The 16170-nt window shown below is 70.9% G+C and carries 13 protein-coding genes and 1 pseudogene; 8 read left to right on the plus strand and 6 right to left on the minus strand.

The features are described 5' to 3' along the window. Positions 1–11: 11 nt before the first annotated feature. Positions 12–704, plus strand: coding sequence for a TetR/AcrR family transcriptional regulator (locus OG407_RS04350; RefSeq protein WP_405855156.1), 693 nt, complete (start codon positions 12–14; stop codon positions 702–704). Positions 705–776: 72 nt separating this feature from the next. Here the strand turns inward: OG407_RS04350 and OG407_RS04355 are convergent, their stop codons facing one another. The 3 genes from OG407_RS04355 to OG407_RS04365 form a co-directional block, all read right to left on the minus strand. Next, the gene (locus OG407_RS04355) at positions 777–1988 is read right to left on the minus strand and encodes an RNA-guided endonuclease InsQ/TnpB family protein (protein WP_405855158.1); all 1212 of its coding nucleotides are present in this window, start codon (positions 1986–1988) and stop codon (positions 777–779) included. A 184-nt stretch (positions 1989–2172) separates the two neighbouring features. Further along, a complete protein-coding gene (locus OG407_RS04360; protein WP_405855160.1) occupies positions 2173–2826 on the minus strand; it encodes a CatB-related O-acetyltransferase in 654 nt (217 codons plus the stop codon). 35 nt (positions 2827–2861) lie between these two features. Continuing rightward, positions 2862–4415: an FAD-dependent monooxygenase gene (locus tag OG407_RS04365; RefSeq protein WP_405855161.1), complete on the minus strand. Its 1554-nt coding sequence runs from the start codon at positions 4413–4415 to the stop codon at positions 2862–2864. Positions 4416–4483: 68 nt separating this feature from the next. Here OG407_RS04365 and OG407_RS04370 point away from each other — a divergent pair. Then, positions 4484–4678, plus strand: a pseudogene (locus tag OG407_RS04370) (VOC family protein); the annotation flags it as partial. Between the two features lie 64 nt (positions 4679–4742). Here the strand turns inward: OG407_RS04370 and OG407_RS04375 are convergent. Then, the gene (locus tag OG407_RS04375) at positions 4743–8996 is read right to left on the minus strand and encodes a CHAT domain-containing protein (RefSeq protein ID WP_405855163.1); all 4254 of its coding nucleotides are present in this window, start codon (positions 8994–8996) and stop codon (positions 4743–4745) included. Between the two features lie 43 nt (positions 8997–9039). Here OG407_RS04375 and OG407_RS04380 point away from each other — a divergent pair, with 43 nt between their 5' ends. The 4 genes from OG407_RS04380 (at position 9040) to OG407_RS04395 (ending at position 12147) form a co-directional block, all read left to right on the plus strand. After that, on the plus strand, positions 9040–9384 hold the full coding sequence (locus OG407_RS04380) for a hypothetical protein (RefSeq protein ID WP_327406418.1): 345 nt from the start codon (positions 9040–9042) through the stop codon (positions 9382–9384). Positions 9385–9389: 5 nt separating this feature from the next. Then, complete coding sequence (locus OG407_RS04385; RefSeq protein WP_405855165.1) at positions 9390–10301, plus strand: hypothetical protein; 912 nt, start codon at positions 9390–9392, stop codon at positions 10299–10301. A gap of 377 nt (positions 10302–10678) precedes the next feature. Beyond that, positions 10679–11632: a serine protein kinase RIO gene (locus OG407_RS04390; RefSeq protein ID WP_405855167.1), complete on the plus strand. Its 954-nt coding sequence runs from the start codon at positions 10679–10681 to the stop codon at positions 11630–11632. A gap of 164 nt (positions 11633–11796) precedes the next feature. Next, positions 11797–12147: a DUF488 domain-containing protein gene (locus OG407_RS04395; protein ID WP_405855169.1), complete on the plus strand. Its 351-nt coding sequence runs from the start codon at positions 11797–11799 to the stop codon at positions 12145–12147. A 31-nt stretch (positions 12148–12178) separates the two neighbouring features. Here OG407_RS04395 and OG407_RS04400 read toward each other — a convergent pair whose 3' ends face one another. Both OG407_RS04400 and OG407_RS04405 read right to left on the minus strand, forming a co-directional pair. After that, the gene (locus OG407_RS04400; protein ID WP_405868275.1) at positions 12179–13852 is read right to left on the minus strand and encodes an FAD-binding dehydrogenase; all 1674 of its coding nucleotides are present in this window, start codon (positions 13850–13852) and stop codon (positions 12179–12181) included. Positions 13853–13896: 44 nt separating this feature from the next. Then, the gene (locus OG407_RS04405) at positions 13897–14523 is read right to left on the minus strand and encodes a TetR/AcrR family transcriptional regulator (RefSeq protein WP_405855170.1); all 627 of its coding nucleotides are present in this window, start codon (positions 14521–14523) and stop codon (positions 13897–13899) included. A 104-nt stretch (positions 14524–14627) separates the two neighbouring features. Between OG407_RS04405 and OG407_RS04410 the strand changes: the two genes are divergently transcribed. Next, a complete protein-coding gene (locus OG407_RS04410) occupies positions 14628–15257 on the plus strand; it encodes an alpha-ketoglutarate-dependent dioxygenase AlkB (protein WP_405855172.1) in 630 nt (209 codons plus the stop codon). Between the two features lie 162 nt (positions 15258–15419). Next, positions 15420–16169, plus strand: coding sequence for an MBL fold metallo-hydrolase (locus tag OG407_RS04415; protein WP_405855174.1), 750 nt, complete (start codon positions 15420–15422; stop codon positions 16167–16169). Position 16170 lies beyond the last annotated feature (1 nt).

Raw genomic sequence — 16170 nt, forward strand, 5'->3', positions numbered from 1 at the left:
ACGATGTGGTCATGACTGTGTGGGACAGGCCGGAGCCGCCGACTCGCCCCGTGCCGCTGGACCGGGAGCGGATCGTCGCCGCCGCGATCGCGCTGGCCGACGAGGGCGGACTGGAAGCGGTGTCGTTGCGCAAGGTCGCCGCCCGGCTGGAAGCCGGCCCGATGCGGCTGTACGGCTACATCGCCACCAAGGAGGAGCTGTTCGACCTCATGGTGGACGAGGTCCAGGCCGAGATCCTCCCCGAGGAGCAGCCCGGTGACTGGCGGGAGGCGCTGCGTGTCCTCGCCCACCGCACCAGGCGGACCGCTCTCCGTCACCCATGGCTGGCCGACCTGCTCGGCGGCCGCCCGACCCTGGGCCCGAACGGCCTCGCCGTGACCGAGGCGACGCTGTCCGCCCTCGACGGCCTCGCCGACATCGACACCGTCATGCGTGCCGTGGAGACCATCAGCGCCTACTCCACCGGCGCGATCAGACGCGAGATCGCGAACCTGCGGACCGAGCGCGCCACCGGCCTCTCCAAGCGCGACTGGCAGCGCGCCCACGGCCCGCATGTGACGAGCATGCTGGCCACGGGCCTCTTCCCGGCACTGGCCAAAGCGGTGCACGACGGCACCGACGTGGACGCCGAGACATCCTTCGCGACCGGCCTGGACTGGGTCCTCGACGCCGTCGCCGCCAAACTCACCCGACCACCGGCCTGACGCTCAGTCCTTGCCGAGGGTGAGCGACGTCGCGGGCTCCGACAATGCCGCGCAGTTGACTTCCTCCCCCGCCTAAAGGCGGGGGATTCCAGCGGTCGCCCGCTGGGGTTCCTGCTTCACCGACGACTGCCCCGTCCGGGAGGACTCCCGTTGAGGTCTTACACCGTCTCCACAGGCTGCTGCCGCCAGCCCGGCGGCCAGGATGTTGCGTGCCGCGTTCACGTCGCGGTCATGCACGGCACCGCAGTGCTCGCACGTCCACTCACGGACGTTCAGCGACAGTTTCCCGCGGACCGTGCCGCAGCTTCCGCACAGCTTCGAGCTGGGGAAGAAGCGGTCGATCACGACGAGTTCCCGCCCGTACCAGGCACACTTGTACTCCAGCATGGAGCGCAGGTCCGTCCAGGCCGCATCGGAGACGGCGCGCGCGAGCGTGCCGTTCTTCAGCAGGTTGCGGACGGTCAGGTCCTCGATCACGACCACTTGGTTCTCGTGGACGATGCGCGAGGTCAGTTTGTGCAGGAAGTCGCGGCGCCGGTCAGCGATCCGCGCATGCACGCGGGCCACCTTGCGGCGGGCCTTTTCCCGGTTCGCAGAGCCCTTGGCCTTGCGCGACAGCTCCCGCTGCGCGCGGGCCAGACGGGCGCGATCCCGCCGCTCGTGCTTCGGATTGGCGATCTTCTCCCCGGTGGACAGGGTCACCAGGGAGGTGATCCCAGCGTCCAGGCCGACCGCTGTGTTCATGGCGGGAGCCGGGGCGATCGTGTCCTCGCACAGCAGGGACACGAACCAGCGGCCCACCGCATCGCGGGACACGCTCACCGTGGTCGGCTCCGCACCTTCAGGCAGGGGGCGCGACCAGCGGATGTCCAAAGGCTCCGCCATCTTGGCCAGCGTGAGCTGTCCTTCGCGCCAGGTGAAGGCGCTGCGGGTGTACTCGGCCGACGCACGGGACTTCTTCCGCGACTTGTAGCGCGGATACTTCGCACGCTTGGCAAAGAAGTGGGCGAACGCCGCCTGAAGATGACGCAGCGCCTGCTGGAGCGGAACCGAGGACACCTCCGCCAGGAAGGCCAGTTCCTCGGTCTTCTTCCACTGGGTGAGCGCGGCGGACGACTGCACGTAGGAGATCCGGCGCTGCTCGCCGTACCAGGCCCGGGTGCGCTCCTCCAGCGCCTTGTTGTACACCAAGCGGACACAGCCGAACGTGCGCGACAGCTCCGCCGCCTGCTCGTCCGTGGGGTAGAAGCGGTACCTGAACGCCCGCTTAACCTGCTCCGCCATACCTCACACTCTATCAACTCCCGTGTGAGAGGCGGGTATCGGACGGTGGGCGCCGGTCCGCCCCAGCGGCGAACCGACTCCTCCTGCCCTGCTTCGCAGGAGCTTCGTTTCCTACCCCGGCCTGAAGGCCGGGGTATCCACGAAGGAAGGCCCCGATGAACTGGTCGCGCTGGCGGCTCGATTCTCAGTGCGGTGCGGGGGCGGGTGCTACGGCCTCCAGGTCGTCGACGGCGCCGGACATGACCGTGCGGAGATGGTCGGTGAGGTGCGGCAACGGCCAGTCCCACCAGGCCAGCGCGAGGAGGCGCTCGATGTCGGCGTCGTCGTAGCGGCGGCGCAGCAGCCGTGCGGGGTTGCCGCCGACGATGCCGTAGTCGGGGACGTCGTCGACCACGACGGAGCCGGAGGCGATGATCGCTCCGTGACCGATGCGGACGCCGGGCATCACCATGGTGCCGTAGCCGAACCAGACGTCGTTGCCCACCGTGGTGTCGCCCCGTCCGGGCAGACCGGTGATGAGGTCGAAGTGGTCGGCCCAGGAACCGCCCATGATCGGGAAGGGGAACGTCGAGGGGCCGTCCATCCGGTGGTTGGCGCCGTTCATGATGAACCGCACGCCCTCGCCCAGTGCGCAGAACTTCCCGATGACGAGCTTCTCGGGCCCGTAGTGGTAGAGGACGTTGCGGGTCTCGAAGGCCGTCGGGTCGTCGGGATCGTCGTAGTACGTGAACTCCCCGACCTCGATCAGCGGTGAGGTCACCAGTGGCTTGAGGAGTACGACCCGGGGCTGGTCCGGCATCGGATGCAGCAGGGTCGGGTCGGCGGGAACGGGTGGCATCTGCGATCGCTTTCTCTCTGAGGCGGGCGGGGACGTCAGACGTCGCTCTCAGGGTCGCCGAACCAGCGGGTGAGCGCGTCGCGCAGCGCCGGTACGGAGTCGTCGGGGCACTCGTCGACGGCCGCGGCCCAGGCGATGTGCGCGTCGGGCCGGATGAGGATGGCGTCGGCGGGGCGGTCGTCGGTCTTGGCGGTGTGGACGTCGACGCGGGAACGCCAACTTCCGGCCGCCCGGCGGAGATCCTCGCGGTCGGCCAAGTCCAGGAGGAGGGGTCGTGCGGTGTGCAGGAGGTCGCCGACGCCGGTCGTTCCCCGGTCGCTGTGCAGGGTGAGGTCGGCGACGAAGGCTCCGGCCAGCGGGTGGTGGCCGGGAGGTCCGGGCATCGGGTAGCGGATGTCGGTGCCCGCGATGAACGCCCCCAGGCGGCGCTGCGGCTGCTCGTCGGCGAGCAGTTCCTGGAAGACCTCGCGGAGTGCCTCGGCGGCCGGGTCGGTGCCGCGCCGCAGCGCTACTTGGGCCTGGGTGTGCAGCATGGTGCGCGCGCCGGCGGGGTGCCGTTCGTCGTGGTAGGTGTCCAACAGACCGTCGGGGGCCCGGCCGTGGAGGTGGGCGGCCAGCTTCCAGGCCAGGTTGACCGCGTCGAGCATGCCGGCGTTGATCGCCACGCCGGTCGCCGGGAACAGGTGCGCCGCGTCACCGGCCAGCAGGATCCGCCCTTTTCGGTACTGCGCGGCCTGCCGGGCCTTGAAGGTGAACCGCGACAGCCGGATCGCCTCGCGCACGGGGAGATCCGTGCCCAGGACGCGACGGAGGCTGTCCTGGAACTCGGTCAGGGACATCGGGATGTCGTCGTCGTACTCGTCGGCCTCGTCCTCGGTGGTGTCCTCGGTGGTGAAGAGGGAGACCACGGGTGAGTCGGGCGATGCGCCAACGCCCAGGAGACCGCGGTCCGTTCGCGTGAAGCCGCCGGGGACCGTTCCGTATCCGACGACGTCGAGATCCCCGTTGCCGAGCACGGTCACCGTGTCAGGAAAGGTGACCTGGGCCAGCCGGTTGACCTCCGGATAGGTGGTGCCGGGGAAGGCGATTCCCGCTCCGTCGCGGATCCGGCTGCGGGCGCCGTCGCAGCCCGCGAGGTACCGGGCCGTCACCCGGTACGGCCCGTCCGGGCCGAGCACCTCCGCGGTCACCGCCGCCGGGTCCTGGACGACCTCGGACACCTGGTGTCCGCGGCGGATCTCGACACCGAGTTCAGCGGCGCGTTCGGCGAGCACGTCTTCGAGCCGCTGTTGCGGAAGGGGCAGGGCGTGCAGCGGAGGATCGGCGAGCCGGGTCAGATCGAGATGGATGCCGCCGAACGGGAACCGGGGCGCCGGGACTGGACCGGTGCAAGCGGCCTCGCATCGCTCCAACAGGCCCCGGTGGCGCAGCAGTTCCAGGATCCGCCCGCCGAGGCCGCCGGCCTTCGCGGTGTCCCGGCGGTGCGACTGACGCTCCAGCACCAGCGGGCGCACCCCGGCCAGGCGCAGTTCGCACGCCAGCATCAGACCGGTCGGACCGGCTCCCACGACGATCACGTCGGCATCCATGCGACCTCCCCCTACGGCACGGCACGCGCCAAATGCCGCGTCGCCAAGGAGAGTTCATGAACTGATATTCCGTCAAGAACCGCCTCCACCTCGACGTCAGCCCGATCGACGGCAGCACGGAGGACGAGGTGACCAGGCTGCTCGGCCTCGGCGCCACCACGGCTGATGTGGGCCGGGGCCCGGACCGGGACTGGGTGGTCATGGCCGATCCCGAGGGCAACGAGTTCGATGTGGTGCGGAGCCTGGCGCCACGGGAGAACTAGGACGCGATCACGGGCACGGTGGTGAACATCCCGCAGCCGCCGCCGAGTTCAGCCCCGGTTCGGGCTACGGCCCGCTGTGGATCAGGGACGCCCACAGATGTGGTCGGCCGGAGTGTTCGGTGCGCAGGTTTCGGATGACGCGGTGGAGTGCGGTCGCCGAGTCGTCGGCGGACGGCGTGTCCGGCATCAGTCGGTAGAAGTGGTCGGCCGCGGTGGCCGCCACGTGGTCGGCCAGTGGCCAGAGGCTCGCTACGACGTGCCGGAAGCCGGCCAGTTGGAAGGCCGAGGCGAGGTGGATGGACTCGTCCGCGTGCCGTCGTCCGACGTGGCCGGTGGAACACGCGGACAGGTAGGCCAGTTCGGCCTCGTGGAGGTCGAGGCGGCCGATCTCCGCGATGGACAGCACACCGTCGTGGAGGTGGAGCCCGCCCTCGGACGGCGCGTCGGGGTCGGTGCCCGCGTGGCAGGCGAAGTGGGCCCAACTCGCCCTGGGGAGCGCCCCGGTCACCCGGGGAGCCGTTGCCTGCTCGTTGGTGAGGAGCGGCATGTCGGGGTGGGCGGCGTGCAGGTTCGCCGCCTCGGCGGCCGTGGCCGGCAGGTCCGGCAGACCCGGGGTCCGGTCGAGGGCGACCGTGAGCCGGCGCTGGGCCGTCGCGGCGGGGCGTCCTTGCGCACGGGCCAGGGTGCGCATCGTGGGCGTGTACGACGAGATCACCCGGTCCAGCGCCCCGGCGGCACCGGGGTGTCCGGCCGCGTGCAGCGGCAGCAGCGCGAGCGGTCCGGTCGGCATCCACCACACGCGGGGCAGTACTCCGCCGTCCGGGCGGAGCCGGTCCTGGATCGCATCGAGGACCGGCTCGACCGTCGTGTCCCACAGCCGGCCGAGCAGCTCCGTCAGCACCCGTTGGCAGCGCAGCTCGCCGGTGAACGAGCCCGCGTTGTGCGTCGCCTCCGTCAGCTCGGCGGCCCACAACTCGACGTCGGACAAGCGCAGTTCGGGCAGTGGCACCGGCAGCAGGGGCCCGTCGGCGGTGACGATGACGGCGTCGCACCGCTGCAGGCCGGCGTTGAGCAGCACGACCGCCTCACCGGCGCCGGTCGGCCGCAGCCGGGTCCACCTCTGCGGGAGCAGGAACCGGTCCAAGCCCGGCAGGCCGCGGATCTCCGCCAGTACGGCGTCGTGCTCGGCCCACAGCCGTTTGCGCCGGTCGACATGGTCGACGTCCTGACCGTCGGGCGTGGCCATGGCCGGGGGATCCGGCGCGTTGAGGGCATCGCGCACCCGGCTCAACCGGCCGGCCAGTGCCGGGTGTTCGGCTTCGAGGTCGCCGAGGGGTGTCCGCAGCGCCAGCCGGGACGTCAGCAGGATCGACCGGCCCAGCTCGGCGGCCTGGACCGCGCCGCCCGGATCGTCGAGGGCACAGTGCACGGCGATCGTCTCGCCGACCAGTCCGTGGTTCGCGCCGAGGCGGTACTCGTGGTCCGTCGCCGAGGTCTCCCGTGCCGCGACCAACGGCAGCAGTTCCACCGCCGTGTCGAACAGCAGCCGGGCGGTGTGCGGTTCGTCCAGTACGTAGGCGAGCCGGCCGACCGCCCAGCAGGCGCGGAGCCGGTCGAGCGGGGGCGATGTCGTGGCCGCGAGCGCCTCCTCCGCGAGCCGGATGATCCGCGGCCGGTCGACGGCGCTGCCGGTGTCCCACCTCCTGGTGTGACAGATCGCGAGGAGGTAGATGCGTGAGGCCCGCCGGGGATGGTCGACGGGGGTTGCCGTGACGGTCCGTTCCGCGGCGTCGACGGCGCGGTCGAGGTCGGACGGGTCGCCGGTCCGCTGGAACCGTAGCCGGTGGGTGTTGCCGAGGTTGAACAGATGCTGCGCGCGGACCGGATCGTCCGCCGGGACGGCGTCGGCCGTCTCGCGCGCCAGGTCGACCGCGCGGTCCAGGTCGGCCGGATCGCCCGAGCGCTCGTACCGTGCCTGATAGGACCGTCCGAGGTTGTACCGGCGCAGCAGTCGGTCGGGGTGGTCGGCGGGGGTGGCCGCGAGCGCCTGGAGCGTGTGGTCGATGGCGTTGTCGAGGTCGGCGTCGCCGGTCCTGCGGGACCGCGCCTGGTAGGCGGTTCCGAGGTTGGACAAGTGCATCGCCCGGTTCGGGTGGTCGTCGGGCGTGGCGGCCACGGCCTCTTCGTGATGCGCGATGGAACGGTCCAGGTCGTGAAGGCTGCCGCTGTGCTCGAACCGCTGCTGGAGGGCGGTGCCGAGGTTGTTCAGGCGCATCGGACGGTCCGGGTGGTCGTCCGGCGTGGCGGCCACCGCCCGTCTCGCGGCGTCGATGGCCGCGTCCAGGTCGGACACGTCTCCGGTGCGGGTGAGCCGGGACCAGTGGGCGACGCTGAGGTTGGACAGGTGCATGGCCCGGTTCGGGTGGTCGTCGGGCGTGGTGGCCACGGCCTGTTCGTGATGCGCGATGGAACGGTCCAGGTCGGCCACGTCACCCAGCCGCTCGAACCGCCCTCGCAGGGTCGTCGCCAGATTGGACAGGGCCATCGCGCGGAAGGGGTGATCGGCCGGTGTGACGGCGACGGCGCGTTCCAGGCTCTCCACGGCCCGGTGCACATCGGCCAGGTCCCCCTTCCGGTCGGACCGCGCGTCGTACGCGGTGCCCAGGTTGGACAGTCGGTGGGCGAGATCCGGGTGGCCCTCGGGCGTGGCGGCCACGGCCTGTTCGTTGTGCGTGACGGCCCGGTCCAGATCGGCAACGTCACCCAGCCGCTCGAACCGCGTCCCGTACACGATGCCGAGGTTGGACAGGATCGTCGCGAACTCGCGGTGCCCCCGGGGCGCCGCGGCGGCGGCACGATCGAGGTGGCCGATGGCCCGGTCCAAGTCGGCTTCCCGCCCGAGCCGTTCGAACCGCGCGTGGTACGCCATGCCGAGGTTGGACACGTAGGTGGCGCCGTCGAAGGCGTTGTCCGGAGTGGCGGCCACCGCCTGTTCGTAGTGGCCGATCCCCCGGTCCAGGTCGGCCAGGTTCCCGGTCCGCTCGAAGCGGTCGGCGTAGGCGGCGGCGAGGTTGGACAGGGCGGTCGTGCGGTGCGGGTTTCCGGTGTCGGCGGTGGCCTGTTCCCCGAAGCCGATGGAACGTTCCAGGTCCGCCGGACGGCCCGCCCGCCCGAACCGTGCCCAGTAGGAGGTGGCGAGGTTGGTCAGGGTCGTCCCCAGGTGAGGGGAGTCGACCGGGGTGACAGCCATCGCCTGCTCGCCACTGTCGATGGAACGGTCCAGATCCGCGAGCTGCCCTGTTCCCTCGAACCGCCGCAGGTAGCCCATGGCGAGGTTGGTCAGGATCGTCGGCCGGTGAGGGGAGTCGGCGGGAGTGACCGCCATCGCCCGCTCACCGTTGCCGATGGAACGGTCCAGATCCGAGACCTGCCGGGTCTGCTCGAACCGCAGCAAGTAGGCGTTCCCGAGGTTGGTCGAGGTCGTCGCGCGGTGGGGGGAATCGACGGGGGCGACAGCCATCAGCCGCTCACCACTGCCGATGGAACGGTCCAGATCCGAGGTGATCCCGGTCCGCGCGAACCGCAGCAAGTAGCCCGTGGCGAGATTGGTCAGGGTCGTCGGCCGGTGGGGAAAATCGGCGGAGGCGACAACGATCACCTGCTCGCCTCTGTAGATGGAACGGTCCAGATCCGAGAGCTGACCCGTCCGCTCGAAGCGCAGCAAGTAGCCCGAGGCGAGATCGGACAAGGCTGTCGTCCGGTGAGGCGAATCGGCGGGGGCGACAGCCATCACCCGCTCACCGATGTCGATGGAACGGTCCAGATCCGCGAGCTGCCCTGTTCTCTGGAACCGCAGCAGGTAACCCGTGCCGAGGGTGGTCAGGTGGAACGCGATGTTCGGGTTGGCGCCGGGCACGCCAACAGTCCGTTCCCCGAACTCGACTACCCCGTCCAGGTCGTGCGGGTGCCCGATCCGCTGGAACCGCAGGAGATGGGTGGCGCTGAGGTTGCCCAGGATCAGTGCGGAGTTCGGGTCGCCGTGGTGGAGGGCGGCCACGGCCTCTCGCCCGATGCCGATCGACCGGTCGGCGTCGAACTCCTGCCCCGTCAGGGCGTACAGCGCCCGATGGGACTCGGCGAGGTTGTACAGACGGGTGGCGCGGCGTGGATGGTGGAGCGGTGTGAGGGCGACGACCTCCTGGAACAACGAGACGCAGGTGCCCAGTTGTGCCGTGTCACCGGCCCTGGTGGCCCGGTTCAGCAGGTCGACCGCCTGCTGGTTCAGCAGCTCCGGATCGGGCTGGTGGAAGGAGGACATCGCCCATGAGACTATCGGCCGACTGGCGGAAGGAGGAGCCCCGGTGGACGCCGAACGATCGGCCCTGACCACGTTGTGCCAGGAGTTCGAGGCGCTGATCGGCGAGACCGGGCTCCACTCCGCGGAACGTCAGGAACTGCTGCGCCGGATCGTGGCCGAGGCACGGGCCCGGCGTCCGGTGCTCGCCCTGCTGGGCCAGTTGCTGAACACCGACCGTGAGACCACCCTGCGCACGCTCTCGACGGGGCTGCCGGGATCCGGGCCGGGCTTCGCCCGTCAGGAGACCTTCCGCTGCCCGGACGGCGCCTGCGACCGGACGGCGGTACCGCTCCCGGCGGGCGCGATCCCACGCTGCGCCGTCATGGGCCGGCCCCTGGAACGGGGGTAGCGCACGTGGGCGGTTTCTTCGAGCAGTTGGCCAAGACGCTCGCCGACCGGTGGATCAGCCTGCTGGTGCTGCCCGGTGCGTTCTTCCTCGGCGCGGTGTGGCTGGCCGTCAACCTCGGCCATGCCGACGCGTGGAACGTAGCGTTGGCCGCCCGGCGGATCGAGAACACCGCCGACACGGTCAGGGACCTGCCGAGCGGGGCGCAGGCACTGCTCGTCGTGGCCGTACTGGCGGCCGCCTCCGGTGTGGGCTTCGTCGTACAGGCGCTGGCCGGAGTCACCCGGCGCGTCTGGCTTGGGCCGTGGCCCCGCCCGTTCCTCGCGGTCGCGGCGGCGCGGACGGCGCGTCGGCGTGCGCGGTGGCACCAACTCGTGGAGGAACGCCGGGCGCTCGAAGCCGCGAGTCCGGGCACCCCCACCCGCGAGCAGCAGGACCGGATCGACGCCGTGGCCGACCGTGTCACCCGGCTGGCCATGGCCGAACCGGGCAGGCCGACCTGGATGGGCGACCGGATCCACGCCGTGGAGTCGATCGCTTACCACCGCTACGGACTCGACCTGGCCTACGGCTGGTCCCGGCTCTGGCTGGTCCTCCCCGACGCCGCACGCACCGAACTCACCGCCGCGCACTCGGCGTTCGCCGCCGCGGTCGCCACCGGAACCTGGGCCCTGCCCTACCTCGTACTCACCGTGGTGTGGTGGCCCGCCGCCCTGATCGCCGCGGGCATCGGCCTGACCGGATGGGCCCGCGCCCGCTCCGCCGTAGCCGATCTCACCACCCTGACCGAGGCCACCCTCGACCTCCACGGCCGCACGCTGGCGGTCGCGCTGGGCGTCGGCGACCCCACGGAGTCGACCGGCCCCCTCACGATCGGCGAGGGCGAGCGCATCACCGACCTCGTACGGAAGGGCCGCTAGCAGAACTCCGTTGCTGTGTGCGCGGGTTGACGCCGGACGGGCGACGCGAGTCGACCCGGGCGATGACCGCACGCTGCTGGACGGCGACGAGCACCTGGGTCCGGCCATCGCCCACCCGACCTCCGCCGGCCCACAGAGCCGGGACAAGTCCGGTACGGAGGAGCACTCCGGAAACCTGCGGCACTGCTGCGGCACTGCTGCGGCCGCTCGACGCGGGCCGACTTAATTCGGTTGCCGCTCCCCGTACCCGCCCCTCACCATGGGCGGGCGACCGGGAGCCGCCCGGTGCTCCACGAGAGGAGGCGCGACCGTGAACACGACTGTCCTCGGCCTGCCCGCCGACCGCCTCCCTCTCACCTCATGGAGCACCCCCAGCGATGTCTCGCAACGATGTCCCGCAGCACCCTCAGCACCCTCAACTCCCGGCGTTTCCTGACGACTTCAGCACCGCTCCCTACCGCCACGTCCCGCCGCCGGGCAACGCGGTACCGGACGACATCGACGACCGGTTCGTCTTCGACTTCCGCCCCTACGACGACCTCGCCGACGGCCAGCGCTGGTCGACCTGGCTCCGCGTCGAACCCCTGAGCCGAGGCCCTGAGCCGCTCCCGGACTGGGTGGTGACCTCGCAGGGCGCGATCGACACCGAACTCGGCGTCCTCAAGACCGGCAAGGAGGCCGACGTCCACCTCGTCGAGCGCGCCGACCCGCGCGACCCCGCCCCCGGGGTCGTCATGGCGGCCAAGCGGTACCGCTCCCCCGAGCACCGGACCTTCCACCGCACCGCGTCCTACACCGAGGGCCGCTCGGTGAAGCGCTCACGCGACGAGCGTGCCCTGAAACGGAAGAGCGCCTTCGGCCGGCAGGTCGCGGCCGGCGAGTGGGCGGTGTCCGAATGGGCCGCGCTGGTACGGCTCTGGAACCTCGGGCTGCCGGTCCCCTACCCGGTGCAGATCGACGGCACCGAGATCCTGATGGAGTGGATCACCGTCGTCGACGAGGACGGCACTGTCCAGACCGCGCCTCGGCTCGCCCAGACCCGCCCCTCACCCGAACTGCTGGCGGCGTACTTCGAGCAACTCACCGACGCGCTCGCGGTGATGGTGCAGAACGGCCTCGTGCACGGTGACCTCTCGGCGTACAACATCCTGGCGGCGGGCGAGCGGCTGGTCATCATCGACCTGCCACAGATCGTCGACCTGGTCGGCAACCTCAACGGAATGACCTACCTCCAGCGCGACTGCGCCAACATCTGCGGCTGGTTCCGCTCCCGGGGCCTCGACGTCGACGAGCACGCGCTGTTCGCGGAACTGATGGCACACGCCTTCTGAACCGGACGGTTCGTGCCGCATCGGGCAACGACTGCCATGTCGGCGACGGCGCGTGGGCGCCGGTCGTCGGCATGGCGGTTCCGCCGGACGACGTAGTGACGGACGCGGCTTCAGGACGCACACCGTAGGCTCACCGCACCACCGCCACCCGAGGGAGCCCGCCCGTGACCGTCCGTGTGCGTCGTGTCTACGATCCGCCCGAGCCGCAGGACGGTGTGCGCGTCATGGTCGACCGACTGTGGCCGCGTGGTCTGTCCAAGGACGCGGCCCGGGTCGACGAGTGGCCCAAGGAGATCACCCCGTCGACCGAGCTGCGCCGCTGGTACCACGCGGGCGAGGGCGACTTCGACGAGTTCAGCAGCCGCTACGAGGCCGAGCTCGCCGAGCCCGAGGCGGCTCAACTCCTGCACACCTTGCGGAACTTGGTCCGTATGGGGCCGGTGACGCTGGTGACGGCGGTCAGGTCGCCGGAGCGGAGTCACGCCTCGGTGCTGGCCCGCCTCCTGGAGGGGTGAGGAGACGGGCCGCGGGGCCGACCACGTACCGCTAGGCCGTCTGCTTCGCCGCCGCGCGTCCCGCCGCCCGGCCCGAGAAGAGGCAGCCACCCAGGAACGTGCCTTCGAGCGCGTTGTATCCGTGGACGCCCCCGCCGCCGAAGCCGGCGACCTCGCCCGCCGCGTACAACCCGCCGATCGGCTTGCCGTCGGCGGCCAACGCCCGTGAGTCCAGGTCCGTTTGGATGCCGCCGAGCGTCTTGCGGGTCAGGACGTGCAGCTTGACGCCGATCAGGGGGCCGGCCGCCGGGTCCAGGATGCGGTGCGGGGTGGCCACACGGCCCAGGCGGTCGCCGATGTAGCGGCGGGCGTTGCGGATGCCCTGGACCTGGGAGTCCTTGCTGTAGGGGTTGGCCATCTGGAGGTCGCGGGCCTCGATCTGGCGCCGTACCACGGCCGCGTCAAGGAGGGGCTTGTCGGTCAACTGGTTCATCTTCTCGACCAGTTGCTCAAGGTTCCCGGCGGTCACGAAGTCCGCGCCCTTGCGCAGGAAGGCGTCCACCGGACCCGGGGCACCCTTGCCGAGGAGCCGGTCGCGCAGGACCGCCTTCTTGTCCTTGGCGGTGATGTCGGGGTTCTGCTCGGAGCCCGACAGCGCGAACTCCTTCTCGATGATCTTCTGGGTGAGGATGAACCAGGAGTGGTCGTGCTCGGCCAAGTCCTCGGTGGTGCGCAGGTACTTGAGGGTGTTGAGGGTGTCGTAGCCCGGCAGGCACGGGTCGGGGAGGCGGCGGCCGAGGGCGTCGAACCACAGGGACGACGGGCCGGGCAGGATGCGGATGCCGTGTCCTGGCCAGACCGGGTCCCAGTTCTGCAGGCCCTCGGTGTAGTGCCACATGCGGTCGCGGTTGACGAGTCGTACGCCCGCCTCGGCGCTGATGTCGAGCATGCGCCCGTCGACGTAGGCCGGGACGCCGGTGACCATCTCGGCGGGCGGGGTGCCCAGGCGCTCGGGCCAGTACTCGCGGACGATGTCGTGGTTGGCGCCGATGCCGCCGGTGGTGACGACGACGGCCTGCGCGGTGAGTTCGAACGCGCCGATCGCCTCGCGGCTGGAGGTGACGCCCCGGGCCGCGTTGTCCTCGGCGAGGACCGTGCCGCGGACGCCGCGCGCCTCGCCCTCCTCGACCACCAACTCGTCCACCTGGTGGCGGTAGTAGAAGGTGAGCAGTCCGTCGCGGGCGGCCTGCCTGGCGTAGTTCACGAAGGGTTCGACGACTCCGGTGCCGGTGCCCCAGGTGACGTGGAAGCGCGGGACGGAGTTGCCGTGGCCGTGGGCGCGCAGGTCGCCGCGTTCCGCCCAGCCGACCGTGGGCAGCAGCTTGATGCCGTGCCCGTCGAGCCAGGTCCGCTTCTCGCCGGCCGCGAACTCGACGTAGGCGCGCGCCCAGCGCACCGCCCACGAGTCCTCGTCGTCGACGCGGTCGAAGCCGGCGCTGCCCTGCCAGTCGTTCCAGGCCAGGTCGAAGGAGTCCTTGATGCCGAGGCGGCGCTGTTCCGGCGAGTCGACGAGGAACAGTCCGCCGAAGGACCAGAAGGCCTGTCCGCCGAGGTTGTTGGCGTTCTCCTGGTCGACGAGCGCGACCCGGCGTCCCCGGCTGGTCAGTTCATGGGCCGCGACCAGACCGGCCAGCCCGGCTCCGACGACGATGACGTCCGCATCCATGGCGACGTTGCCCTTCTCAAGTGGGGTCATTCACAAGTGGGTTGTCATTCAGGGGTGTTACTGCCGTCCGTCAGCAGCGCGGTGAGCAGTTGCTTGAGCCAGACACGGGCGTGCTCCACGTCCTTGTCCAGCAGCAGTTGAGTGGTGACTCCGTCGTACGCGGCGATCACCGCGTACGCGGCGCTGTCGACATGGTTGAGCACAGTGGGCAGTCCGAACCGGCCGGCCGCCAGGGCGAGCCGATCGGCGATCACCGCGCGCAGTCGCGCCCGGTGGTCGAGCAGGCTCTGCGCGACGGCCGGGTCCCGGGCCGCGTGCACCAGGAAGTCCGTCTTGACCAGGAGCCAGTCCAGGTCGAGGAGGAGCACGTCGGTGACGCGGTCCACAGCGGCCGGTACATCGAGGTCCGGCCCGTCGAGGGCGAAGGCCTCGGACACCTGGTCCGCGATCAGCTCGGCCCGCTCCTGGTAGAGGGCGAAGAACAGCTCGTCCAGGCTGTCGAAGTTCGAGTAGAAGGCGCCTCTGCTGTAGCCGGCGGCTTCGCAGACCTCCTCGATGGAGACCCGGCCGTATCCCTTGGCGGCGAACACCGCGAACGCGGCGGCCAGGAGGTTCGCCCGTGTGCGGACACGGCGCCTGGTCACACGCTTGGGCGTCACCTCAGTCACCATGCCCGGACCTCCAGTCGATACGCGAATGTATCCGATACACCGATGTATCGAAAGAGCGGAGTTCGAATGGGAACAGATATTCGAATAAGGGGTACGCTGGTCCCATGACCGCGCACCACCTCCAGGGCTCCCTCTTCGACCAGACCGACCAGCTCCGCCTCGGCCCCCTCGACGGGACACGCCGTACGGCACTGGGGCTCGGCGCCTGGATCGACGTGCTGCCCGGGTGGCTCGGCGGCGCCGACGCGCTGTTCGAGGAGCTGGCCGCCGAGGTGCCGTGGCGCGCCGAGCGCCGTCAGATGTACGACCAGGTCGTCGCCGTACCGCGACTGCTCGCCTACTACGGCGCGGCCGACACGCTCCCCCACCCGGTGCTGGCCGAGGCCCGGGACGCGCTCTCGGCGTACTACGCACGGGAGTTGGGCGAACCCTTCACCACATCCGGGCTCTGCTACTACCGCGACGGCCGGGACAGTGTCGCCTGGCACGGGGACCGGATCGGGCGGGGTGCCCGCGAGGACACGATGGTGGCGATCCTCTCCGTGGGCGCGCCCCGCGACCTGCTGCTGCGACCCGTGCGCGGCGGCGAGTCGGTGCGGCGCCCGCTCGGGCACGGCGACCTGATCGTGATGGGCGGCTCCTGTCAGCGGACCTGGGAGCACTGCGTCCCCAAGACCACTCGCGCCGCGGGACCGCGCATCAGCGTGCAGTTCCGCCCGCACGGCGTGCACTGAGGCGGAGAGGCGGCCGCTTCGGACGCACGCGGGGGCCGCCCCCGGCGGACGGCGCCGGAGGCGGTTTCCCCCGCACTCCCCTCGCACTCCCCCGCACGAGCCGAGGTCATCCGCGTCTGGTTGGCTGTCCTCGTACGGGGCACCACCTCACGAGGGACGATCATGCGGGCAGATGTACGCCAAGTCGCGGACGGCACCTATCTGGTGCACGGCAGCAACACCAACTGGGTGATCCTCACGGACGGCGACGCGGTCACGCTGGTGGACACCGGGTACCCCGGGGACCGTCCCCTGGTGCTCGACTCCCTTGAGCAGGTGGGGAGTTCACCGAAGGCCGTCACGGCGGTGCTGATCACCCACGCCCACAACGACCACCTCGGGTCGGCGGAGTACCTGCACAGCGCCTACGGCACGCCCGTGCTGCTGCACGAGGCCGAAGTACCGCACGCCCGCCGGGAGTTCCTGCAGCAGGTGACCGTCGGGGACGTGCTGAAGAACGTCTGGCGTCCGGGTGTCCTGCCCTGGATGGTGCACACGATCCGCGCCGGAGGCACCGAGCAGCATCCCGTCGCCTCGGCCGAGGCGTTCCCGGGCGCGGGCGGCCCGCTCGACCTGCCCGGTCGGCCCGTCCCCGTGCACACCCCCGGCCACACCGGCGGGCACTGCGTCTTCCACCTCCCGGACAGCGGGATCGTGATCTCCGGGGACGCCCTGGTGAGCGGCCACCCGACCTCCCGGATCAAGGGCCCGCAGCTGCTGCCCGACATGTTCCATCACGAACGCGAGCGTGCCGTGGCCTCGCTGGACATCCTCGAAGCGCTGGACGCCGAAACCCTGTTGCCCGGCCACGGCCAGCTGCACACCGGTCCGGTCCGTGAGGCGGCTCGGCGCGCCCGCGAACACGCGATCTAAG

It is taken from the genome of Streptomyces sp. NBC_01515 (assembly GCF_045040345.1).
In the GTDB taxonomy this organism is placed as follows: domain Bacteria; phylum Actinomycetota; class Actinomycetes; order Streptomycetales; family Streptomycetaceae; genus Streptomyces.

Bases quoted from the DNA above. Each gene is read 5' to 3' on its own strand.
- OG407_RS04350 (WP_405855156.1), top strand. From the start codon at position 12: ATGACTGTGTGGGACAGGCCGGAGCCGCCGACTCGCCCCGTGCCGCTG.
- OG407_RS04355 (WP_405855158.1), bottom strand. From the start codon at position 1,988: ATGGCGGAGCAGGTTAAGCGGGCGTTCAGGTACCGCTTCTACCCCACG.
- OG407_RS04360 (WP_405855160.1), bottom strand. From the start codon at position 2,826: ATGCCACCCGTTCCCGCCGACCCGACCCTGCTGCATCCGATGCCGGAC.
- OG407_RS04365 (WP_405855161.1), bottom strand. From the start codon at position 4,415: ATGGATGCCGACGTGATCGTCGTGGGAGCCGGTCCGACCGGTCTGATG.
- OG407_RS04375 (WP_405855163.1), bottom strand. From the start codon at position 8,996: ATGTCCTCCTTCCACCAGCCCGATCCGGAGCTGCTGAACCAGCAGGCG.
- OG407_RS04390 (WP_405855167.1), top strand. From the start codon at position 10,679: ATGTCTCGCAACGATGTCCCGCAGCACCCTCAGCACCCTCAACTCCCG.
- OG407_RS04400 (WP_405868275.1), bottom strand. From the start codon at position 13,852: ATGGATGCGGACGTCATCGTCGTCGGAGCCGGGCTGGCCGGTCTGGTC.
- OG407_RS04405 (WP_405855170.1), bottom strand. From the start codon at position 14,523: ATGGTGACTGAGGTGACGCCCAAGCGTGTGACCAGGCGCCGTGTCCGC.
- OG407_RS04410 (WP_405855172.1), top strand. From the start codon at position 14,628: ATGACCGCGCACCACCTCCAGGGCTCCCTCTTCGACCAGACCGACCAG.
- OG407_RS04415 (WP_405855174.1), top strand. From the start codon at position 15,420: ATGCGGGCAGATGTACGCCAAGTCGCGGACGGCACCTATCTGGTGCAC.